Here is a 17,302-nt window from a genome sequence, read left to right as displayed (position 1 = left end):
CTGGCAGGTGGCACCATCGTTTAGTGATAAGCCATCTTTATTAAGAACTCTGACGCTCTACTCTGCGGCCTCCTCCCTCTCGTCCTGCTGCATTCGCTGGGTGAACAACATCCTAGAAATCCAAGCTCCAGATCGCAGCGGTTGGGGCGGGGTTACATCGTTGTGAGTCCTGTTGATCCAGGCCCCAAAATGTTCATAACTCATATCGGCGCAGCGGGTCTCAAGGTCATGAATCATCCTGAGCAGTAGGTTGAAATAAACCTCCTTGGTTCGCTCCGAGGTGTCGAGCACATCCTTCGCTTGGTCCAACAATTCACTAGCGGAGTACATACGTTCATTCCGGCCATCACGCCGATCATAAAGGTCTAGCTTAAATAGCTCGGCGACTAGCAACGCGGCAAACGCTTCACGGTCTTCCGGCTGCATCGCTGGTGCTCGACACGCAACGACCCGTTCTACTGCCTCCCTCAAACTTAATCCTTTGAAGCTCAGCATTGATTTGCTCCTATGTGACGGCGCAGAAAATACATATATCTGTTTTGCGTATATCCAGAAAGCGCTAGCATAGATTTACAGTGGCTCGCTGTAAAGTCACTAGGCGCACGTTATGGTTAGCTCGATCCACCGGGATGAATATGTCGTACTGCTCCGGCTGCTGCGGCAGTGCCGCACGGACTCTGGGCTGACTCAGGGTCAATTCGCTGAAGCTCTGGGCCGCGCTCAATCATTTGTGAGCGACATGGAAAGGGGGTTTCGCCGGATTGACCTGATCCAGCTCCGGGATATCTGTGCGGTGCTGAATATCAGCCTGTTGGACTTCGTTGCTCGGTTCGAAGCTGAAATCTCAGCCTTCGAACGACCAGCCACTACTCACGACTAAAGCGAAGCAAGGGCACGACCACGCGGCGCAACACCAGCAGAGTGGTGATTCCTCAGCTCGGCGGAGACCTTGGCGCTATGGCAGAGTGATCCAAATCAACGAAGTGCTGTTATCGTCAAAAGGAGCGCTCATGCCTCGAGGCAATCTGCTAAAGTCGCCCTATAGCCCCGCTTGGTGAATTGCTGTGCGTCGGATTGGATTGATCCTGGTAATGATTGCTAGCCTCGTGCTGCCGACCTTCGGCGGTATGGCTTTCAGCATGCCGGCACAACCTTGCCCGATGCAGAGCGCCGATCATCAGGGCCATGCAACGGCCGATGCTCCGTGCTGCGAGCAAATGGACACGTCTGATGGGGTGGCCAATAAGTCTCCCTGCAAATCCGGCCAGGAATGCAAGACCGGAGGACTTCTCCAGACCACCGTGATCAAGAGCATATCCCCTCTCCCCTCACGCCCCGAGATATTGCTGACCCAGTCGGTGATTAAGCGAGAGCCCGCAGGACTCTGGCGCCCTCCTCGTTTCGTCTAATGCCGTGATCATCCCGCGCCTTACAGTCAGGCGCATCGTCGCGACCACGTTTCGTAGCTGCGACCTCAATCAATCGCATTGGAGGCGAAAGCATGTCCGCTTTCCTTTTTCCACGCCGTGGCTATCTCGGCGTGTTGGCTGCCGCATTCTGGGCAGCTCCCTGGCTTGCCGCGCAGGCACAGCCCCTAACCTTCGAACGAGCCCAAGCTCTGGCCGAACAGAGTGCCCCTGAGAACCTCGCGCGCCAGGCGCAGGTGGCATCGGCACAGCAGGCTGTAGGGCCCGCAGACGCCTTGCCCGATCCCAAGCTGATTATAGGCATCGACAACCTGCCGATCGAAGGCCCTGACCGTTACACACTTAATCGTGACTCCATGACCATGCGCCGCATTGGACTCATGCAGGAGGTACCAAACGGCGACAAGCGTCTGGCCCGTCGCCAACTGGCCGAAGCCTCCATGACGCGGGCCGAGGCCGAGCAGCGTGCCATGCAGTTGGAAATCAAGCGCCAGACGGCAGTGAGCTGGCTGGACGTGTACTACGCCGAACGCAGTGTTGGCCTCTTCGATCAACTGGACCGTCAGATCGAGATGCTCCGCTCGACCGTGCAATCGCTAATTGCCGGCGGTAGTGCTCAGCCTGGCGAGCTGTTGCAGGCCGACCAGGAAGCTTTGGCGTTACAAGATCGGCGAGATGAACTGAATCGCGATGTGGCAGTAGCTCGTGCCAAGCTGCGCCGCTGGATAGGCAACGAGGCTGACCAGCCTTTGCAAGGAGGTGTTCCCAATCTGAACCTGGTGGCACCGCACCTGCAGCAACGCATTGCCTCACACCCTGAGTTGCGCGCTGCCTCCGCCCGAGTCGGCGAGGCTAGCGCCGAGCTGAACGAGGCCATCGCCGAGAAGACCCCCGACTGGGGTGTTGAGTTTGCCTACAACAATCGCGACAACCAGTTCGGCGATATGGTGATGGTGCAATTCACGTTCGACCTGCCGTTGTTCGTAGGCACACGTCAGGGGCCCAAGATCAACGCCAGACAACAAAGCGTGTCGCAGATGGAAGCCGAGCAGGAAGCATTACTGCGCGCCCATCAGGCTGAGCTGGAAGGCGGTATTGCCGAGCTTGAGCAACTGCGCAGGACCTTGTCACGCACCGAAAAAACCTTGATCCCGCTTGCAAGCAAACGTGCCGAACTCGAACTGGCCGCCTACCAAGCCGGTAACAGCCAGCTCACATCCGTTATTACTGCCCAGCGCGACCTGATTGAGGCGCAGCTGCGGCAGATTGAACAGCAGCGCAAGTTGAGCCAGCTATCCGCAAGTCTGTACTACGCCTATGTGGAGGGCCTGAAATGAAGATATCGACATTTGGTTTTGCGGTCGCCGTGCTGACCGTGGGCATTGGCGCGGCGGGCGGTGGCTACTGGCTGGCCCAGCGGCAAGCCAAACACGAGCTACTGCCTAGCTCCGCACCGACGGACGAGCGCAAGGTGCTCTATTGGTACGACCCTATGCAGCCTGAGCAGCGCTTCGATAAACCGGGCAAGTCACCTTTCATGGATATGGAACTTGTCCCTAAATACGCAGGATCCGAGCAGGATCCGTCTGTCCTGAGCATCCCCGCTCAAGCCGTGCAGAACCTCGGAATGCGAACCTCGATGGTGATCCGAGGTGTACTGCCCTCGGATATCGAGGCGGTGGGTTCCCTGGCCTATAACCAGCGAGAAGTGGCGAACCTCCAGGCCCGCGCCGGCGGATTCGTCGAGCGGGTTTACGGTCGCGCCCCGGGCGATGTGCTGCCTGCCGGAGCCCCCCTGGTCGACCTGCTGATTCCCGAATGGTCCGCCGCGCAGTTGGAGTTCCTGGCGGTACTGCGTACCGCTGACACTCGCTTGATAAGTGCGGCCCAAGAGCGCCTGCGCCTGCTTGGCATGCCTCAAACGTTGATCGAGCAGGTCCGCCGCAGCGGCAAACCACGGGCGGTGCAAACCCTCACCACACCTATCAGCGGCGAGCTCCAAGCCTTGCAGGTACGCGCCGGGATGACCGTCGAAGCCGGGCAGGATCTGGCGTTGATTAACGGGCTATCCAGTGTCTGGCTCGATGCGGCGATACCCGAGGCCATGGCCGGAAGTATCCAGGTCGGGGACGAGATCCGCGCCAACCTGACGGCCTTTCCTGATCGACCGCTGCTGGGCCGCGTCATAGCCTTGCTGCCGAGTGCCGATCCGCAAACGCGCACGCTCACGGTACGCAGCGAGCTACCCAACCCTGCCGGTAAGTTGCGCCCCGGCATGTTCGCCGCCGTACGCCTGAACAGTGCCGTCGAACAATCCACGCTTCTTGTGCCGAGTGAAGCCGTGATTCGCACCGGCAAGCGTGCATTGGTGATGCTGGCCGAAGGCGACGGACGCTACCGCCCCCAGGAAATCACCTTGGGCCGCGAGGCCGATGGGCGTCTGGAGGTGTTGTCCGGTCTTGAGGAAGGTCAGGCGGTCGTTACCTCCGGCCAGTTCCTCATCGATTCGGAAGCCAGCCTGCAGGGCATCCTGGCCGGCAATGCAGAACAGGACAGCACGGAGGGGCTGCATGTGTCTCACGGCGTTATTCGCGCACTGGACGGGAAACAAGTCACCCTGGAGCATGGCCCCTTCGAGAGCCTGAATATGCCAGGTATGACCATGGCTTTTCCTCTGGTCAGCTCCGAAGTAGCTGTGGGACTTAAGCCAGGAGATCACGTACGCATCGCCGCACGTCAGACAAACTCCGGCCTGCTGATCGAGCAGCTCCGCAAGGAAGGAGACCAGCCATGATCGCGCGCCTGATCCACTGGTCTATCGGCAACCGCTTCCTGGTACTGCTGGCCACCCTGTTCATCACCGCCCTGGGCATCTGGTCGCTGCGCAACACGCCGTTGGATGCACTGCCGGATCTGTCCGACACCCAGGTCATCATCCGCACAAGCTTCCCCGGGCAGGCACCGCAGATTGTCGAGAACCAGGTGACCTACCCGCTGGCCACCACCATGCTCTCGGTGCCGGGGGCGAAGACAGTGCGCGGCTACTCGTTCTTCGGCGACTCCTTCGTTTATGTGCTGTTCGAGGACGATACCGACCTCTACTGGGCACGCTCGCGGGTGCTGGAGTACCTCAACCAGGCGCAGGAACGCCTGCCCGAGGGTGTTACCACCACCCTTGGGCCGGATGCCACCGGCGTGGGCTGGATCTACCAGTACGCCTTGGTCGACCGCAGCGGCCAGCATGATCTTGCCCAGCTGCGGGCACTGCAGGACTGGTTCCTTAAGTACGAACTCAAGAGCCTGCCCAACGTAGCCGAAGTGGCCACCCTCGGCGGCATGGTCAAGCAATACCAAGTGCTGCTCGATCCCCAGAAGCTGGTGGCTTATGGGGTAACTCAGCAGGAGGTCGAAGCGGCGCTGAAGAGCGCCAATCAGGAAACCGGCGGCGCCATCCTGGAGCTGGCAGAGCGCGAGTACATGGTCCGGGCTTCAGGCTATCTAGAGAGCCTGGCGGATTTCCGCAATGTGCCGCTGCGGGCTTCGGCCAGCGGAGTTCCGGTGCTGCTGGGTCAGGTGGCCACCATTCAGTTGGGGCCAGAGATGCGTCGTGGCATTGCCGAGCTGGATGGCCAGGGTGAAGTTGTAGGTGGCGTGGTCATCTTGCGCTCCGGAAAGAATGCCCGCGATACCATCGCCGCGGTGAAGACCAAGCTGGACAGCCTGAAGGGCAGCTTGCCGGCCGGCGTCGAGGTGGTCACCACCTATGACCGTTCGCAATTGATCGACCGCGCCATCGATAACCTCAGCTACAAGCTGCTGGAAGAGTTCGCGGTGGTTGCCCTGGTTTGCCTGATCTTCCTCTGGCACCTGCGCTCGTCGCTGGTCGCGATCATCACCCTGCCCCTGGGCATCCTGATGGCCTTCATCGTCATGCGCTACCAGGGCGTTAATGCCAACATCATGTCGCTCGGCGGGATCGCAATCGCCATCGGCGCCATGGTCGATGCCGCCGTGGTGATGATCGAGAACGCGCACAAGCACATCGAGGCCTGGAAGGCTCGACACCCCGGTGAACCGCTTCAGGGCGAGGCGCACTGGCGGGTGATCGGCGAAGCTGCGGCCGAGGTCGGGCCGGCGCTGTTCTTCAGCCTTTTGATCATCACCCTGTCTTTCCTCCCGGTCTTCACCCTGGAGGCCCAGGAGGGTCGCCTGTTTGGCCCGCTGGCATTCACCAAGACCTATGCCATGGCTGCCGCTGCTGGCCTCTCGATCACCTTGGTACCGGTGCTGATGGGCTATTGGATTCGTGGGCATATCCCCAGCGAACAACAGAACCCCTTGAATCGTTGGCTGATCGGTGCATACCGGCCGGTGCTGGAGTGGGTGCTGGCTTGGCCTAAGGTGACCCTAGCGCTGGCCTTGCTAGTGTTTTTGTCCAGTCTCTGGCCCCTCAGCAGACTCGGAGGAGAGTTTCTACCGCCGATGGACGAGGGCGACCTGTTGTACATGCCATCAGCCCTGCCCGGCTTGCCGGCCAGCAAGGCCACCCAGCTGCTGCAGCAAACCAACCGGATGATCCTCACGGTGCCCGAAGTGGCACGGGTATTCGGCAAGGCCGGGCGAGCAGAGACCGCCACCGATCCAGCACCGCTGGAAATGTTCGAGACCACGGTGCAGTTCAAACCACGCGATCAATGGCGCGCGGGGATGACACCCGAAAAGCTGATCGAGGAACTGGATCGCGCGGTAAAAGTTCCGGGGCTGTCCAATATCTGGGTGCCGCCCATCCGCAACCGCATCGACATGCTGGCGACGGGGATCAAGAGCCCCATTGGGGTGAAAGTGTCCGGAACCTCCTTGGTCGACATCGAGCGCATAACGCGCGATATCGAGGCCGTGGCCAAAGAGGTGCCTGGGGTGAGTTCGGCCTTGGCAGAACGCCTTACTGGCGGCCGTTACGTGGACATCCAGATCGATCGACTGGCCGCGGCGCGCTATGGCCTGAGCATCGCCGATGTGCAGGCGGTGGTATCGGGCGCCATCGGCGGCAGCAATATTGGTGAGACGGTTGAAGGACTGGCCCGCTTCCCGATCAACCTGCGCTATCCCAAGGAGTGGCGAGACAGTCCGCAGGCACTACGGCGTATGCCGATCCTCACCCCAGCCGGCCAGCAGATCACCTTGGGCACCGTCGCCCAGGTTAGTCTGACCGAAGGGCCGCCGATGCTGCGCAGCGAGAACGGGCGACTGTCCGGCTGGGTCTATGTCGATGTCCGCGGGCGCGACCTGGCCTCGACCGTGCGCGAGCTGCAGCAGCGCGTCGCCGAGCGGGTACAACTCGACGCCGGCATGACCGTCTCCTACTCCGGTCAGTTCGAATTCCTCGAGCGCGCCAATGCGCGGCTGGCCTGGGTGGTGCCGGCGACTCTGTTGATTATCTTCGTGCTGCTCTACCTGACTTTCAGCCGCTTCGGCGAGGCCCTGCTGATCATGGCCACCCTGCCCTTTGCCCTGTCGGGCGGCATCTGGCTGCTCTACTGGTTCGGCTTCAACCTGTCGGTGGCCACCGGCGTGGGCTTCATCGCCCTGGCCGGCGTCTCGGCCGAGTTCGGGGTGATCATGCTGCTGTACCTGAAGAACGCCTGGCATGCGCGTGTGGATACCGGGCGCAGCGGTGATCCGGCCCTACTGGAGGCAATTCGTGAAGGCGCGGTGCTGCGTGTGCGGCCCAAGGTGATGACGGTGGCCGTGATCATCGCCGGCCTGTTGCCAATCCTCTGGGGCGGAGGTGCCGGATCTGAGGTGATGAAGCGCATCGCCGCGCCCATGGTCGGCGGCATGATTACCGCGCCGCTGATGTCCATGTTGGTTTTGCCGGCCGCGTACTGGCTGATGCGAAGGCAGCGTACACAGAAGGTTCGCGCACCGCAGGAGCTATAGCTTTACAAACCCGGGCAAGCCACGCGCCAAGCTGACTCGCCCGGGTAACGCGGCAGGAAGCATTACGGCGATGTAACTTTGACTTCATTTTTATGACAGGTTGAGCTGATATATTTTAATCACCACCTTGAAGGAGTGATTAAACATGAAAAGCCTCAAAGTTATTGCAGCCCTTGCCGCTATGGTTGTTTCCTCTGCCACTCTGGCAGAAGGCGGCGCTGATCGTGTTTATGGTCGGATGATTCAGGCCAATGAGCAGGCCATGCAAGAGTATGCTGCCGCTAACGGAAAGAATCCGCCTGAAGTTATTCATTACCGGGGGTCATGCCGAGATAAGGAGAAAATTCATTCATTTGGTCTGTAGAGTTATGTTTTTAAAGGATATTTTCTACAGAAAAGGCTGTTTCAGATGCGTGGTCTATCTTTTCCAGTTGACTCAGGAAAGGAGTGATCCATGGCATCCCTCGAACGTACTGCCTATCCAGTTCTGTCGCGCTCGTATTCAAGGGCCGAGCTGCAGCGCGAATTCACATTTTCCGAGGAAGAAGTTACCTGGATCAAAAGTCGCGCCAATGCTGCATTCCGACTGAACCTCGCTGTTTTGTTCAAGACCTTCCAGGTACTCCGATACTTTCCAGAAATCGCTGAGGTACCTGATCCAGTCGTTGATTTCATCCGTACTCAAATAGGCCTGCGCAGTAAGGTCGCCCTATCGCCCTACAAATGGATGCAGCTTTACCGTCATATGAACGCAGTGCGAGAGCGGCTCGGGGTGCAGCCGTTCTATGGCTCTGATGGTCAGGGCATTGCAGTCGCGCATGCGCAGTTGATGGCTCCTCTCCTCGAACAGCGTGCGGACATTATCAATGCGGTGATCGACGAACTACTGCGTCAAAACTATGAGCTGCCCGCCTACTCGACCCTGAACGACCTGGCGGAGCACGCGCGGGCAGACGCCCAGGACAAAATATTCAACCTGGTGGTAACCAGAACCCCAATCGAGGTGATCTACAAGCTGAAAGAACTGCTCGACACTGACTTCGGCCGACGCCAAAGCGACTTCAATGCCCTGAAGCAGGCGCCCAAGAAGCCGTCCCGCAAGCACTTGGAAGTACTGATCGATCACTTGGCCTGGCTGGAAAGCTTCGGGAATCTCGACGCTATATTTGAGGGCATCGTCGATACTAAGATCCGCCACTTCGCTGCCCAGGCAGCAGCATCGGACGTCTCCGAGCTGAAAGACTGCTCGCTACCGAAACGCTACACGCTGATGCTGGCTTTGATCTATCGCATGCGCGTGCGGACACGAGATCACCTGGCCGAGATGTTCATCCGACGGATTTCGACGATTCATAAACGCGCCAAGGAGGAGTTGGAGCAAATCCAGGCTAGGCAACGCCAGAAGCTGGAGCAGTTGGCGGCGACCCTGGACGGCGTGGTGCAGATTCTGGTTCAAGAACCGGATGATCAGGAGGCCGGCAGCCTGATTCGCGAATACCTCTCCCCCGATGGTAATCTGGATCGGTTGCGCGAGACTTGCGCCGAAGTTCAGGCTACCGGTGGTAACAACTACCTGCCGCTGATCTGGAAGCACTTCAGATCCCATCGATCGCTGTTGTTCCGCCTCAGCCACCTTCTTCAACTGGAGCCCACGACTCAGGATCGGTCGCTGATTCAGGCACTTCAATTGATCCAGGACAGCGAGAACCTACACCGAGAGTGGATCGACGAGCACGTTGACTTGTCGTTTGCGTCGGATCGCTGGGTCAAGGTCGTTCGCCGTCCTTCCAGTGAGGGACCACCGACCAACCGGCGCTATCTGGAGGTTTGCGTTTTCTCTTACCTGGCCAGCGAGCTGCGATCCGGCGACATGTGCGTGCAAGGGTCGGAATCCTTCGCCGACTATCGCAAGCAGTTGCTGCCCTGGGAAGAATGTCTCCAGCGACTACCGGCCTACTGCGAAAAAATGGGGCTGCCTGGTACAGCGAAGGAGTTTGTTGTCTCTCTCAAGGCCCAGCTTGAGGAAACAGCGCAGCAACTAGACGAGAAATTCCCATCATGCCGAGGGGACGTATCGATCAACGAAACCGGCGAGCCGGTTCTCCGCCGAGTGACCGCTCGAGATATCCCGCCCTCGGCTATCTCGCTACAGACTGCGCTCATGCAGCGCATGCCGACCAGACATGTGCTCGACATAATGGCCAACATCGAGCATTGGATTCAGTTCACTCGGCATTTCGGGCCTATGTCCGGTAACGAGCCGAAGCTCAAAGAACCTGCCGAGCGCTACCTGATGACGATCTTCGCCATGGGCTGCAACCTAGGCCCTAACCAGGCCGCGCGGCATCTGACCGGTAATGTAACGCCACACATGCTGTCCTACACGAATCGCCGTCACCTCTCGCTGGAGAAGCTGGACAAGGCCAACCGCGAGTTGGTGGAACTCTACCTACAGCTTGACCTGCCCAAACTCTGGGGCGATGGCAAGGCAGTGGCCGCGGACGGTACGCAGTTCGACTTCTATGACGACAATCTGCTGGCCGGCTACCACTTCCGCTACCGCAAAATGGGGGCTGTGGCCTACCGGCATGTGGCCAACAACTACATCGCCGTGTTCCAGCACTTCATCCCGCCGGGTATCTGGGAGGCGATCTATGTGATCGAGGGGCTACTCAAAATAGACCTCAGCGTCGAACCCGATACGGTGTACTCGGACACCCAAGGGCAGTCGGCCACGGTGTTTGCCTTCACCCATCTGCTGGGCATCAACCTGATGCCGCGTATCCGCAACTGGCGCGACCTAGTGATGTGCCGGCCGGATCGCGGCGTATCATACAAGCACATCAACCGCCTGTTCACCGACACTGCCGACTGGCACCTGATCGAAACCCACTGGCAGGATCTGATGCAGGTCGCGCTATCAATCCAGGCCGGCAAAATTTCCTCGCCTATGCTGCTGCGAAAACTCGGTTCCTACAGCAGGCGCAACAAGCTCTACCACGCGGCACAGGCGCTCGGCAGCGTGATCCGCACGATATTCCTGCTCAACTGGATCGGTAGCCGCGAGCTGCGCCAGGAAGTCACGGCAAACACCAACAAGATCGAGTCCTACAACGGATTCTCCAAGTGGTTGTCCTTCGGCGGCGATGTGATTGCTGAGAACGATCCGGACGAGCAACAGAAGCGACTGCGCTACAACGACATGGTGGCCTCGTCGGTGATCCTGCAGAACACTGTGGACATGATGCGTATCCTGCAGAAACTGGCACGCGAGGGCTGGCAGTTTACTGATGAGGACGTGTCGTTCCTAAGTCCCTACCTGACCAGCAACGTCAAACGCTTCGGCGAGTTCAACCTCAAGCTCAATCGGCCACCGGAGCCTTGGATCAAGGATTCGGTGTTTCAACAAGCCGCCGGCTCGCTGCGTGTCAGCACGCCCCGCCAGGCCGATACCGAGTTGGCCCCATGATCAAAATTCCTCCCGCATCCTTTCACGTTACGCCGTGCGGCGAGGTGGACGCCGCCGCATTGGAGAAGCTACGCAACAGCTTCGATACGTCACAGCTACTCGGTTTGGTCGATCGACTTGACACTAGCCTGGCTGAGCTGGGTGGGATGATTGCTATACGCGACGAGTTGCTGAAGCTGCATACGATGGCCCAGGCGTTGGTCGAAGGCACTCTACCGCCAGTTACGACCGAGGAGTCCTCCGTCTGGGAGGTAGCCGAATCAGTGCTATTAGATCTCGAGACGTTGAGTTCCTGGGTTCGAACTGCTCAGATGATGATCGCTCCGTTGGTCGATCTGGTTCCAGAACATAGAGTAAATGAGTTGTCAGATCGCGAAGGCAACTGAGCAGGTAATTGCCTGAGATAGATCAGCGTTCAGGCTGACTCGGGCGATTACACTGCGCAATCGGTCTGTTTGGAGTCCCTCAGTGGAAGCTCGCCCTGAAAATAAGTGGGATGTAGTCATCATCGGCGGCGGCCAAGCCGCGTTGACCACCGCGTACTTTCTGCGGCGTACGGGGTTGTCGTTTGTGATGCTCGATGCCGAGGATGGCCCTGGCGGGGCTTGGCGTCATGGCTGGGACTCCTTGCGACTGTTCTCGCCGGCGACTTGGAGTTCGATTGCCGGCTGGATGATGCCGCCAGTTCAAGAGGGTTACCCGACGCGTGATCACGTCATCGACTACCTGACACGCTATGAGGCGCGTTACCAGTTCCCGGTCGAGCGACCAGTGCGAGTCACCTCGGTCGAACGCATCAATGGCGCGCTGCGCGTCCATGCCGAGCAAGGGCATTGGGATGCCAAGGCAGTGGTCAGTGCTACTGGTACCTGGAGCAATCCCCATATCCCCAACTATACGGGTACCGAGTTGTTCCGCGGCCAGCAGTTGCATTCGGCCCACTATGTCGAGGCCCAGCCGTTCGCAGGCAAACGGGTGCTGGTGGTAGGCGGTGGAAACTCCGGGGCACAGATCCTGGCAGAGGTCTCCAAAGTGGCCGAAGCTACCTGGGTGACGCCCACCAAGCCGCTGTTTCAGCCCGATGATGTCGATGGTCGTGTGTTGTTCGAGCGAGCGACCGACCGCTGGAAAGCCCAGCAGGAAGGTCGCGTCATCGAACAACCAGTGGGCGGGCTGGGCGATGTGGTGATGGTACCGCCCGTGGTCGAAGCGCGTGAACGTGGCGTCTTGCACGCAGTTCGCCCCTTCTGCGTATTCCGGCGAACGTGACCGGTCATTCCGGGGATCGTGACCGATTTGCGCACGGCCTTCACGCTGGAACGGGTTTTGTACTCTGAGCGGTCACGATGGGTCAACCAGCACCGTGTTTTGAGCGTTGGCCTTTCTCAGTGATTCCCCCTTCAGATTGAGTCGATGGGCTCCGTGCAGCAGTCGGTCCAAGATGGCGTCGGCGAGCGTGGCGGAGCCGATGTAGTCGTGCCAGTGTTCGGTGGGTAGCTGGCTAGCAATGAGGGTTGAGCCTCGTCCGTGGCGATCCTCAATCACTTCCATCAGATCCTGTCGTTGCTGGGCATTGATCTTCTGCATACCCCAGTCATCAAGGATCAGCAGGTCGGTTTTCAACAACTGCGTCATCAGGCGAGCGTAGCTGCCATCACCGTGGGCGATCCTTACTTGCTCGAACAGCCGCGGCACCCGCAGGTAACGGACGGACAGCCCTTGGCGACAGGCTTGATTGCCGAGGGCGCAGGCCAGCCAGGTCTTGCCGCAGCCGGTGGGGCCGGTGATGCACAGGTTCAGCGATTGCCTGATCCAGTCACAGCTAGCCAGGCCCGCCATGCGCGAGCGCTCCAGACCGCGCGGGTGCCGGTAGTCGATGTCTTCGATGCAGGCTGGCACGCGCAAGCGGGCAGCCTTGAGCAGGCGGTCCAGCCGACGGTTTTCCCGGTGCAGCACTTCCCGGTCCACCAGCAGAGCCAAGCGCTCCTCGAACGCCAGATCGTGGGTCTCGGGCTGAGCCCGCTGTTGTTCCAGGGCGTCACACATGCCCGTCAGCTTGAGTTGGCGCAGCGTGTTGAGTGTGGTTTGGGTCAGCATAGATCTCTCCGGTATCAGTGGTAGTAATGCGGGCCGCGAACGTTGGTATGCGCAGGCAGGTCGGTCAGATCACGCTCTTCCTCAGCCAGTGGCAGGGGGAGCTGATCAAGTCCTTGTTTCAGGATTGAGGTGATGCTCTGGTAGCTGGCCGAGTTGATCGACAGCGCCCGAGCGCAGGCCTGCTCAAGGCGTTCACGGCTGTAACGCCGACTGAGGTTCAGCAACCCCAGACAGGCGCGATAGCCATGCTCAGGATGGGGGCGATCCTTGAGCTGGCCCTGCACCACCTGCAGGGATGCGGGACCGATGTCTTTGGCCCAATTGAGGAAGCGCTCCGGAGACCAGTCCTTGTGGGCCTGGTGCGCTTTGGGCATATGCTCGGTCAGAGTGACGAAGCGGCTCTTCCCGTGACGGGGATGCAAGGCAACACGCTGGCCCTTGTGCATAACCTCCAGGGCGGTATCCGTTAACCGCACGTCCAGAACCAACCCCACCAAGGCATGGGGTACGCTGTACAGTCGCTTGTCTATCTCAATGTGATAATCAATGCCCGGTCGAGCCTTGCGCCACTCGGCGTAGGTATAGGGCGTTGCTGGGAGCGGTCGCAGGGCTGGACGGTCAAGCGCGTCGTACAGGCTTTGACGGCTCTCGACCCGGCCTTGGAACGGGCGCTGGTTCAGTGCTGGTAGCAGCGCGGCAATGGCGGTATTCAGTTCGGCTAGGGAGAAGAATGTCTGATGCCGTAAGCGGGCCAGGATCCAGCGCTCGACCAACAGCACCGACGTCTCGGCCTTCGCCTTGTCCTTGGGCTTGTAGGGCCGCGCAGGCAACACCGCTGTCTGGTAATGGCAGGCCAGCTCAGCGTAGGTCTCGTTGATCGTCGGGCTGTAGCGGTCCGCCTTGGTCACTGCTGCCTTGAGGTTGTCCGGAACCAGCAGTTCCGGTACCCCGCCGAAGAAGTTGAGCATCCTCTGGTGGGAGGCGACCCAGTCTGGAAGGCTCTGGCTCCAAGTGGCCTCGGCGAAGGTGTAACTGGAGGCGCCCAACACTGCCACAAAGACTTGTGCCTTGCGCACTTCACCGGTAGAGCGATCCACCACAGGCACGGTCGGGCCGCAGTAGTCGATAAAGATCTTCTCACCGGCACGGTGGACCTGACGCATGCTACGGCGCTGCCGGCCACGCCAGAGCCGGTAGTGATGGCAGTACTGGCTGTAGCGGTAGGCCTTGTCTCCGTGGCGCTCCACGTACTCGGCCCAGAGTAGTTGCAGGGTCACGCCTTTGGTCTTGAGCTCCTGGTGGACCTGGAAGCAATCAGGCTCGGCAAAGCGTGACGGGGGCGTCTTGGCCGGGAACAACAACGCGTGCAGCCGGGCCTCGTCTAGGTTCTTCGGTAGTGGCCAAGTAACACCCTGGACTTGGGCCAGGCTGACGTATTTGCCGACCACGCCCTTGGAGAGGCCGCAGGCACGGGCAATGCGCTCGTGACTCAGACCGGCTTCGTACTTGAGGCGTAATATCTCGATGATCTGTCGCATGGAAATCCTCGCAGCCGGCATCCGCTCTTCCTCGAAAAAAAGAAAGGGGTATGCTGGATAAAGTTCAAGAATTCCAGTGCGTTGGCTGTGATTCCGGGGGAACGTGACCGATGATTCCGGCATCGTGACCGACGATTCCGGGCAAGCACCCAAAATCGGTCACGATGAAACGGAATAAGCGGTCACGATAGCCCAGAACAGGCGGTCACGTTCAAACGGAATGGGCGGTCACGATGGGCCGGAATATGCACCTTCACACGCTTCACCCGTAATGGTGTGGTTTGGCCCGATGGCACGGAGACCATGGTCGATGCAGTGATCTGGTGCACCGGCTTCAAACCCGCGTTGGGTCACCTGACCAACCTGGGGCTGATCAACGATGAGGGGCGAGTCGAGGTTGAGGGGACTCGCGCCGTCCACGAACCCAGGCTCTGGCTGGTGGGCTATGGCGAATGGACGGGATCGGCTTCAGCAACCCTGATCGGGGTGACCCGTACGGCACGTAGCACCGCAACCGAGATCGAACAGTTTTTGGCAACGGCGGAGGCCTGAGGGCCTCCGCTCTGAGCCGCTTGATCAGGCCTGCGGAGCCGCATCGAGGTGCCTGGGCAAGGCGATGGAAATCAGCGCAGCGGCCAGCACAAACGCACTGGAAACCCACAGGCAGGCCTCCAGACCATAAGCCTGGAATACCCAGCCCGAGAGTAACGTACCGATCAGTCGCCCCAGCGCGTTGGACATGTAGTAGAAGCCCACATCCAGCGACACGCCATCCTCCTTGGCGTAGCTGACGATCAAGTAGCTGTGCAGCGACGAGTTCACAGCGAACAGAACGCCGAACAGCATCAGCCCACCCAGCAGCACAACCTGAGGCGACAACCCCGCCGAAAGACCAAGGGCAATAGCCGCAGGTAAGCCAGCCAGCAGTGACGCCCAAACAAAAGCAGCTCGCCCATCGGGGACATGACCACGTTTTTTCCCGGTGATGTTCGGGGCGAACGACTGCACGATGCCGTAGCCGATGACCCAAGCCGCCAGGAAGCCGCCCACCAGCCAGAAGTCCCATCCAAACACGGTGCTCAGGTAGACCGGCAAGGCCACCACGAACCACACATCACGGGCACCGAAGAGGAACAGCCGGGCCGCAGAGAGAATGTTGATCGCCCGGCTCTTGGAGAGGATGTCGCGGAACTTGGGCTTGGCTTTGGCCTTGCCCAGGTCTTTCTTCAGCAGGAACAGGCTAGCTATCCAGATCAGGGCCAGTACGGCGGCCATCGCCAGCACTGCGCCCGTGAACCCCATCAATGCCAGCAACGCACCGCCGAGGAAAAAGCCAACTCCTTTCAGCGCATTCTTCGAGCCAGTGAGGATCGCCACCCACTTGTAGAGCGTGCCTTGCTGGTTGTCAGGCACCAACAGCTTGATCGAACTCTTGGCGCTCATCTTGTTGAGGTCTTTGGCGATACCCGACATGGCCTGCGCGCCCATCACCCAAGGGATGGTTAGCCAGGCGACGGGCACAGTGAGCATCAACAACGCCACAACCTGTAGGCCCAAGCCAATGTTCATGGTGCGATTCAAGCCCAGCCGAGCCCCGAGATAGCCGCCCACCAGGTTGGTGATAACGCCGAAGATCTCGTAGAACAGAAACAGCGCCGCGATCTGCAGCGGCGTGTAGCCCAAGGTGTGGAAGTGGAGCACCACCAACATGCGCAAGGCACCGTCGGTGAGGGTAAAGGCCCAGTAGTTGCCGGTGACCAGCAGATACTGGCGCACTTCCGGGGAAAGGGCTGACAACGCCTTCATGATCGCTCCCTGTTAATTGGCCAAACCGACCAGTTTGGCCAGCTCTACAGCGCGGTTGGCGTATCCCCACTCGTTGTCATACCAGGCGTAGATCTTCACTTGGGTGTCATTGACCACCATGGTCGACAGTGCATCAATGATCGAAGAACGTGGATCGGTGCGGTAGTCAATTGAGACCAGGGGACGCTCCTCGTAGCCGAGGATATTCTTTAGCGGGCCATCGGCGGCGGCTTTGAGCAGCGCATTGACCTCATCTGCAGAAGTGGCGCGCTCGACTTCGAACACACAGTCGGTGAGAGAAGCGTTTGCCAGCGGTACGCGCACGGCATGGCCATTCAGCTTGCCGCGCAGCTCGGGGAAGATCTCTGCGATGGCCGTGGCCGAACCCGTGGTAGTCGGGATCAGACTCATGCCCGAGGCACGAGCACGACGCAGATCCTTATGCGGCTGGTCGAGGATGCTCTGGGTATTGGTCAGGTCGTGAATAGTAGTGATCGAGCCGTGGCGAATACCCAGGTTCTCGTGAATGACCTTGACCACAGGAGCTAGGCAGTTGGTGGTGCAGGACGCAGCGGTAACGATGCGATGCTGAGTGGGATCGAACAGGTGTTGATTGACCCCCATAACCACGTTCAGTGCACCTTTCTCCTTGACCGGCGCGCACACCACCACACGCTTCACCCCCTGATCCAAGTAGGCCTGCAGCACTGCAACGGTTTTCATCTTGCCGCTGGCTTCGATGACCAGATCGCAGCCCGACCAATCGGTGTCAGCAATCGCCTTATTGGCGGTGACCTTGATGCGGCTGCCACCGATCACGACATGATCACCCTCGGCGCTGGCTTCGTTGTTCCAGCGGCCATGCACCGAATCGAAGTTGATCAGGTGGGCGTGAGTCGCTGCGTCACCTGCCGGGTCGTTGATCTGTACGAACTCGAACTCTGGCCAGCTCCAGGCTGCACGCAAGGCGAGACGTCCAATACGACCAAAACCGTTGATACCTACTTTGATGCTCATGTTTGTAT

11 protein-coding genes and 3 pseudogenes are annotated in these 17,302 nt (G+C 59.6%); 9 read left to right on the top strand and 5 right to left on the bottom strand.

Annotated features, from left to right (window positions below):
* Nucleotides 1-57: 57 nt before the first annotated feature.
* Nucleotides 58-495 carry a hypothetical protein gene (locus tag CNQ84_RS18845; protein WP_096006330.1) on the bottom strand — a complete coding sequence of 146 codons (438 nt, stop codon included), beginning with the start codon at nucleotides 493-495 and terminating at the stop codon, nucleotides 58-60.
* 112 nt (nucleotides 496-607) lie between these two features.
* On the opposite strand from CNQ84_RS18845, the gene CNQ84_RS18840 reads away from it, so the two are divergent.
* The 8 genes and pseudogenes from CNQ84_RS18840 to CNQ84_RS18800 form a co-directional block, all read left to right on the top strand.
* Complete coding sequence (locus tag CNQ84_RS18840) at nucleotides 608-880, top strand: helix-turn-helix domain-containing protein (protein ID WP_096006329.1); 273 nt, start codon at nucleotides 608-610, stop codon at nucleotides 878-880.
* Nucleotides 881-1,501: 621 nt separating this feature from the next.
* The gene (locus tag CNQ84_RS18830) at nucleotides 1,502-2,764 is read left to right on the top strand and encodes a TolC family protein (protein WP_096006328.1); all 1,263 of its coding nucleotides are present in this window, start codon (nucleotides 1,502-1,504) and stop codon (nucleotides 2,762-2,764) included.
* Nucleotides 2,761-4,221 carry an efflux RND transporter periplasmic adaptor subunit gene (locus tag CNQ84_RS18825; protein WP_088277994.1) on the top strand — a complete coding sequence of 487 codons (1,461 nt, stop codon included), beginning with the start codon at nucleotides 2,761-2,763 and terminating at the stop codon, nucleotides 4,219-4,221. The genes CNQ84_RS18830 and CNQ84_RS18825 overlap by 4 nt, the downstream gene beginning before the upstream one ends.
* Nucleotides 4,218-7,367 (top strand): efflux RND transporter permease subunit, encoded by a 3,150-nt coding sequence (locus tag CNQ84_RS18820; protein WP_096006327.1) that lies wholly within the window; start codon nucleotides 4,218-4,220, stop codon nucleotides 7,365-7,367. The genes CNQ84_RS18825 and CNQ84_RS18820 overlap by 4 nt, the downstream gene beginning before the upstream one ends.
* A gap of 145 nt (nucleotides 7,368-7,512) precedes the next feature.
* Nucleotides 7,513-7,686 (top strand): annotated as a pseudogene (locus CNQ84_RS18815) (co-regulatory protein PtrA N-terminal domain-containing protein); the annotation flags it as partial.
* Between the two features lie 135 nt (nucleotides 7,687-7,821).
* Entirely contained in the window at nucleotides 7,822-10,836 is a 3,015-nt protein-coding gene (locus CNQ84_RS18810) for a Tn3 family transposase (protein ID WP_096006325.1), read from the top strand.
* On the top strand, nucleotides 10,833-11,222 hold the full coding sequence (gene tnpC / locus CNQ84_RS18805) for a Tn3 family transposase post-transcriptional regulator TnpC (protein ID WP_096006324.1): 390 nt from the start codon (nucleotides 10,833-10,835) through the stop codon (nucleotides 11,220-11,222). The genes CNQ84_RS18810 and tnpC overlap by 4 nt, the downstream gene beginning before the upstream one ends.
* A gap of 82 nt (nucleotides 11,223-11,304) precedes the next feature.
* Nucleotides 11,305-12,099: pseudogene (locus CNQ84_RS18800) on the top strand (ArsO family NAD(P)H-dependent flavin-containing monooxygenase); the annotation flags it as partial.
* Nucleotides 12,100-12,177: 78 nt separating this feature from the next.
* Here CNQ84_RS18800 and istB read toward each other — a convergent pair.
* On the bottom strand, nucleotides 12,178-12,933 hold the full coding sequence (istB, locus tag CNQ84_RS18795; protein ID WP_065335626.1) for an IS21-like element helper ATPase IstB: 756 nt from the start codon (nucleotides 12,931-12,933) through the stop codon (nucleotides 12,178-12,180).
* A gap of 14 nt (nucleotides 12,934-12,947) precedes the next feature.
* Nucleotides 12,948-14,492 (bottom strand): IS21 family transposase, encoded by a 1,545-nt coding sequence (gene istA, locus CNQ84_RS18790; protein WP_165771327.1) that lies wholly within the window; start codon nucleotides 14,490-14,492, stop codon nucleotides 12,948-12,950.
* A 231-nt stretch (nucleotides 14,493-14,723) separates the two neighbouring features.
* Between istA and CNQ84_RS18785 the strand changes: the two are divergent.
* Nucleotides 14,724-15,023 (top strand): annotated as a pseudogene (locus CNQ84_RS18785) (pyridine nucleotide-disulfide oxidoreductase); the annotation flags it as partial.
* A 24-nt stretch (nucleotides 15,024-15,047) separates the two neighbouring features.
* On the opposite strand, the gene arsJ reads toward CNQ84_RS18785, so the two are convergent.
* The gene (arsJ, locus tag CNQ84_RS18780) at nucleotides 15,048-16,277 is read right to left on the bottom strand and encodes an organoarsenical effux MFS transporter ArsJ (RefSeq protein ID WP_096006323.1); all 1,230 of its coding nucleotides are present in this window, start codon (nucleotides 16,275-16,277) and stop codon (nucleotides 15,048-15,050) included.
* Between the two features lie 12 nt (nucleotides 16,278-16,289).
* Nucleotides 16,290-17,294, bottom strand: coding sequence for an ArsJ-associated glyceraldehyde-3-phosphate dehydrogenase (locus CNQ84_RS18775; protein WP_096006322.1), 1,005 nt, complete (start codon nucleotides 17,292-17,294; stop codon nucleotides 16,290-16,292).
* Between the last annotated feature and the right edge of the window lie 8 nt (nucleotides 17,295-17,302).

The organism is Pseudomonas abyssi (assembly GCF_002307495.1).
Taxonomy (GTDB): Bacteria; Pseudomonadota; Gammaproteobacteria; order Pseudomonadales; family Pseudomonadaceae; genus Halopseudomonas; species Halopseudomonas abyssi.
This window is presented reverse-complemented; position numbering and strand designations above follow the sequence as displayed.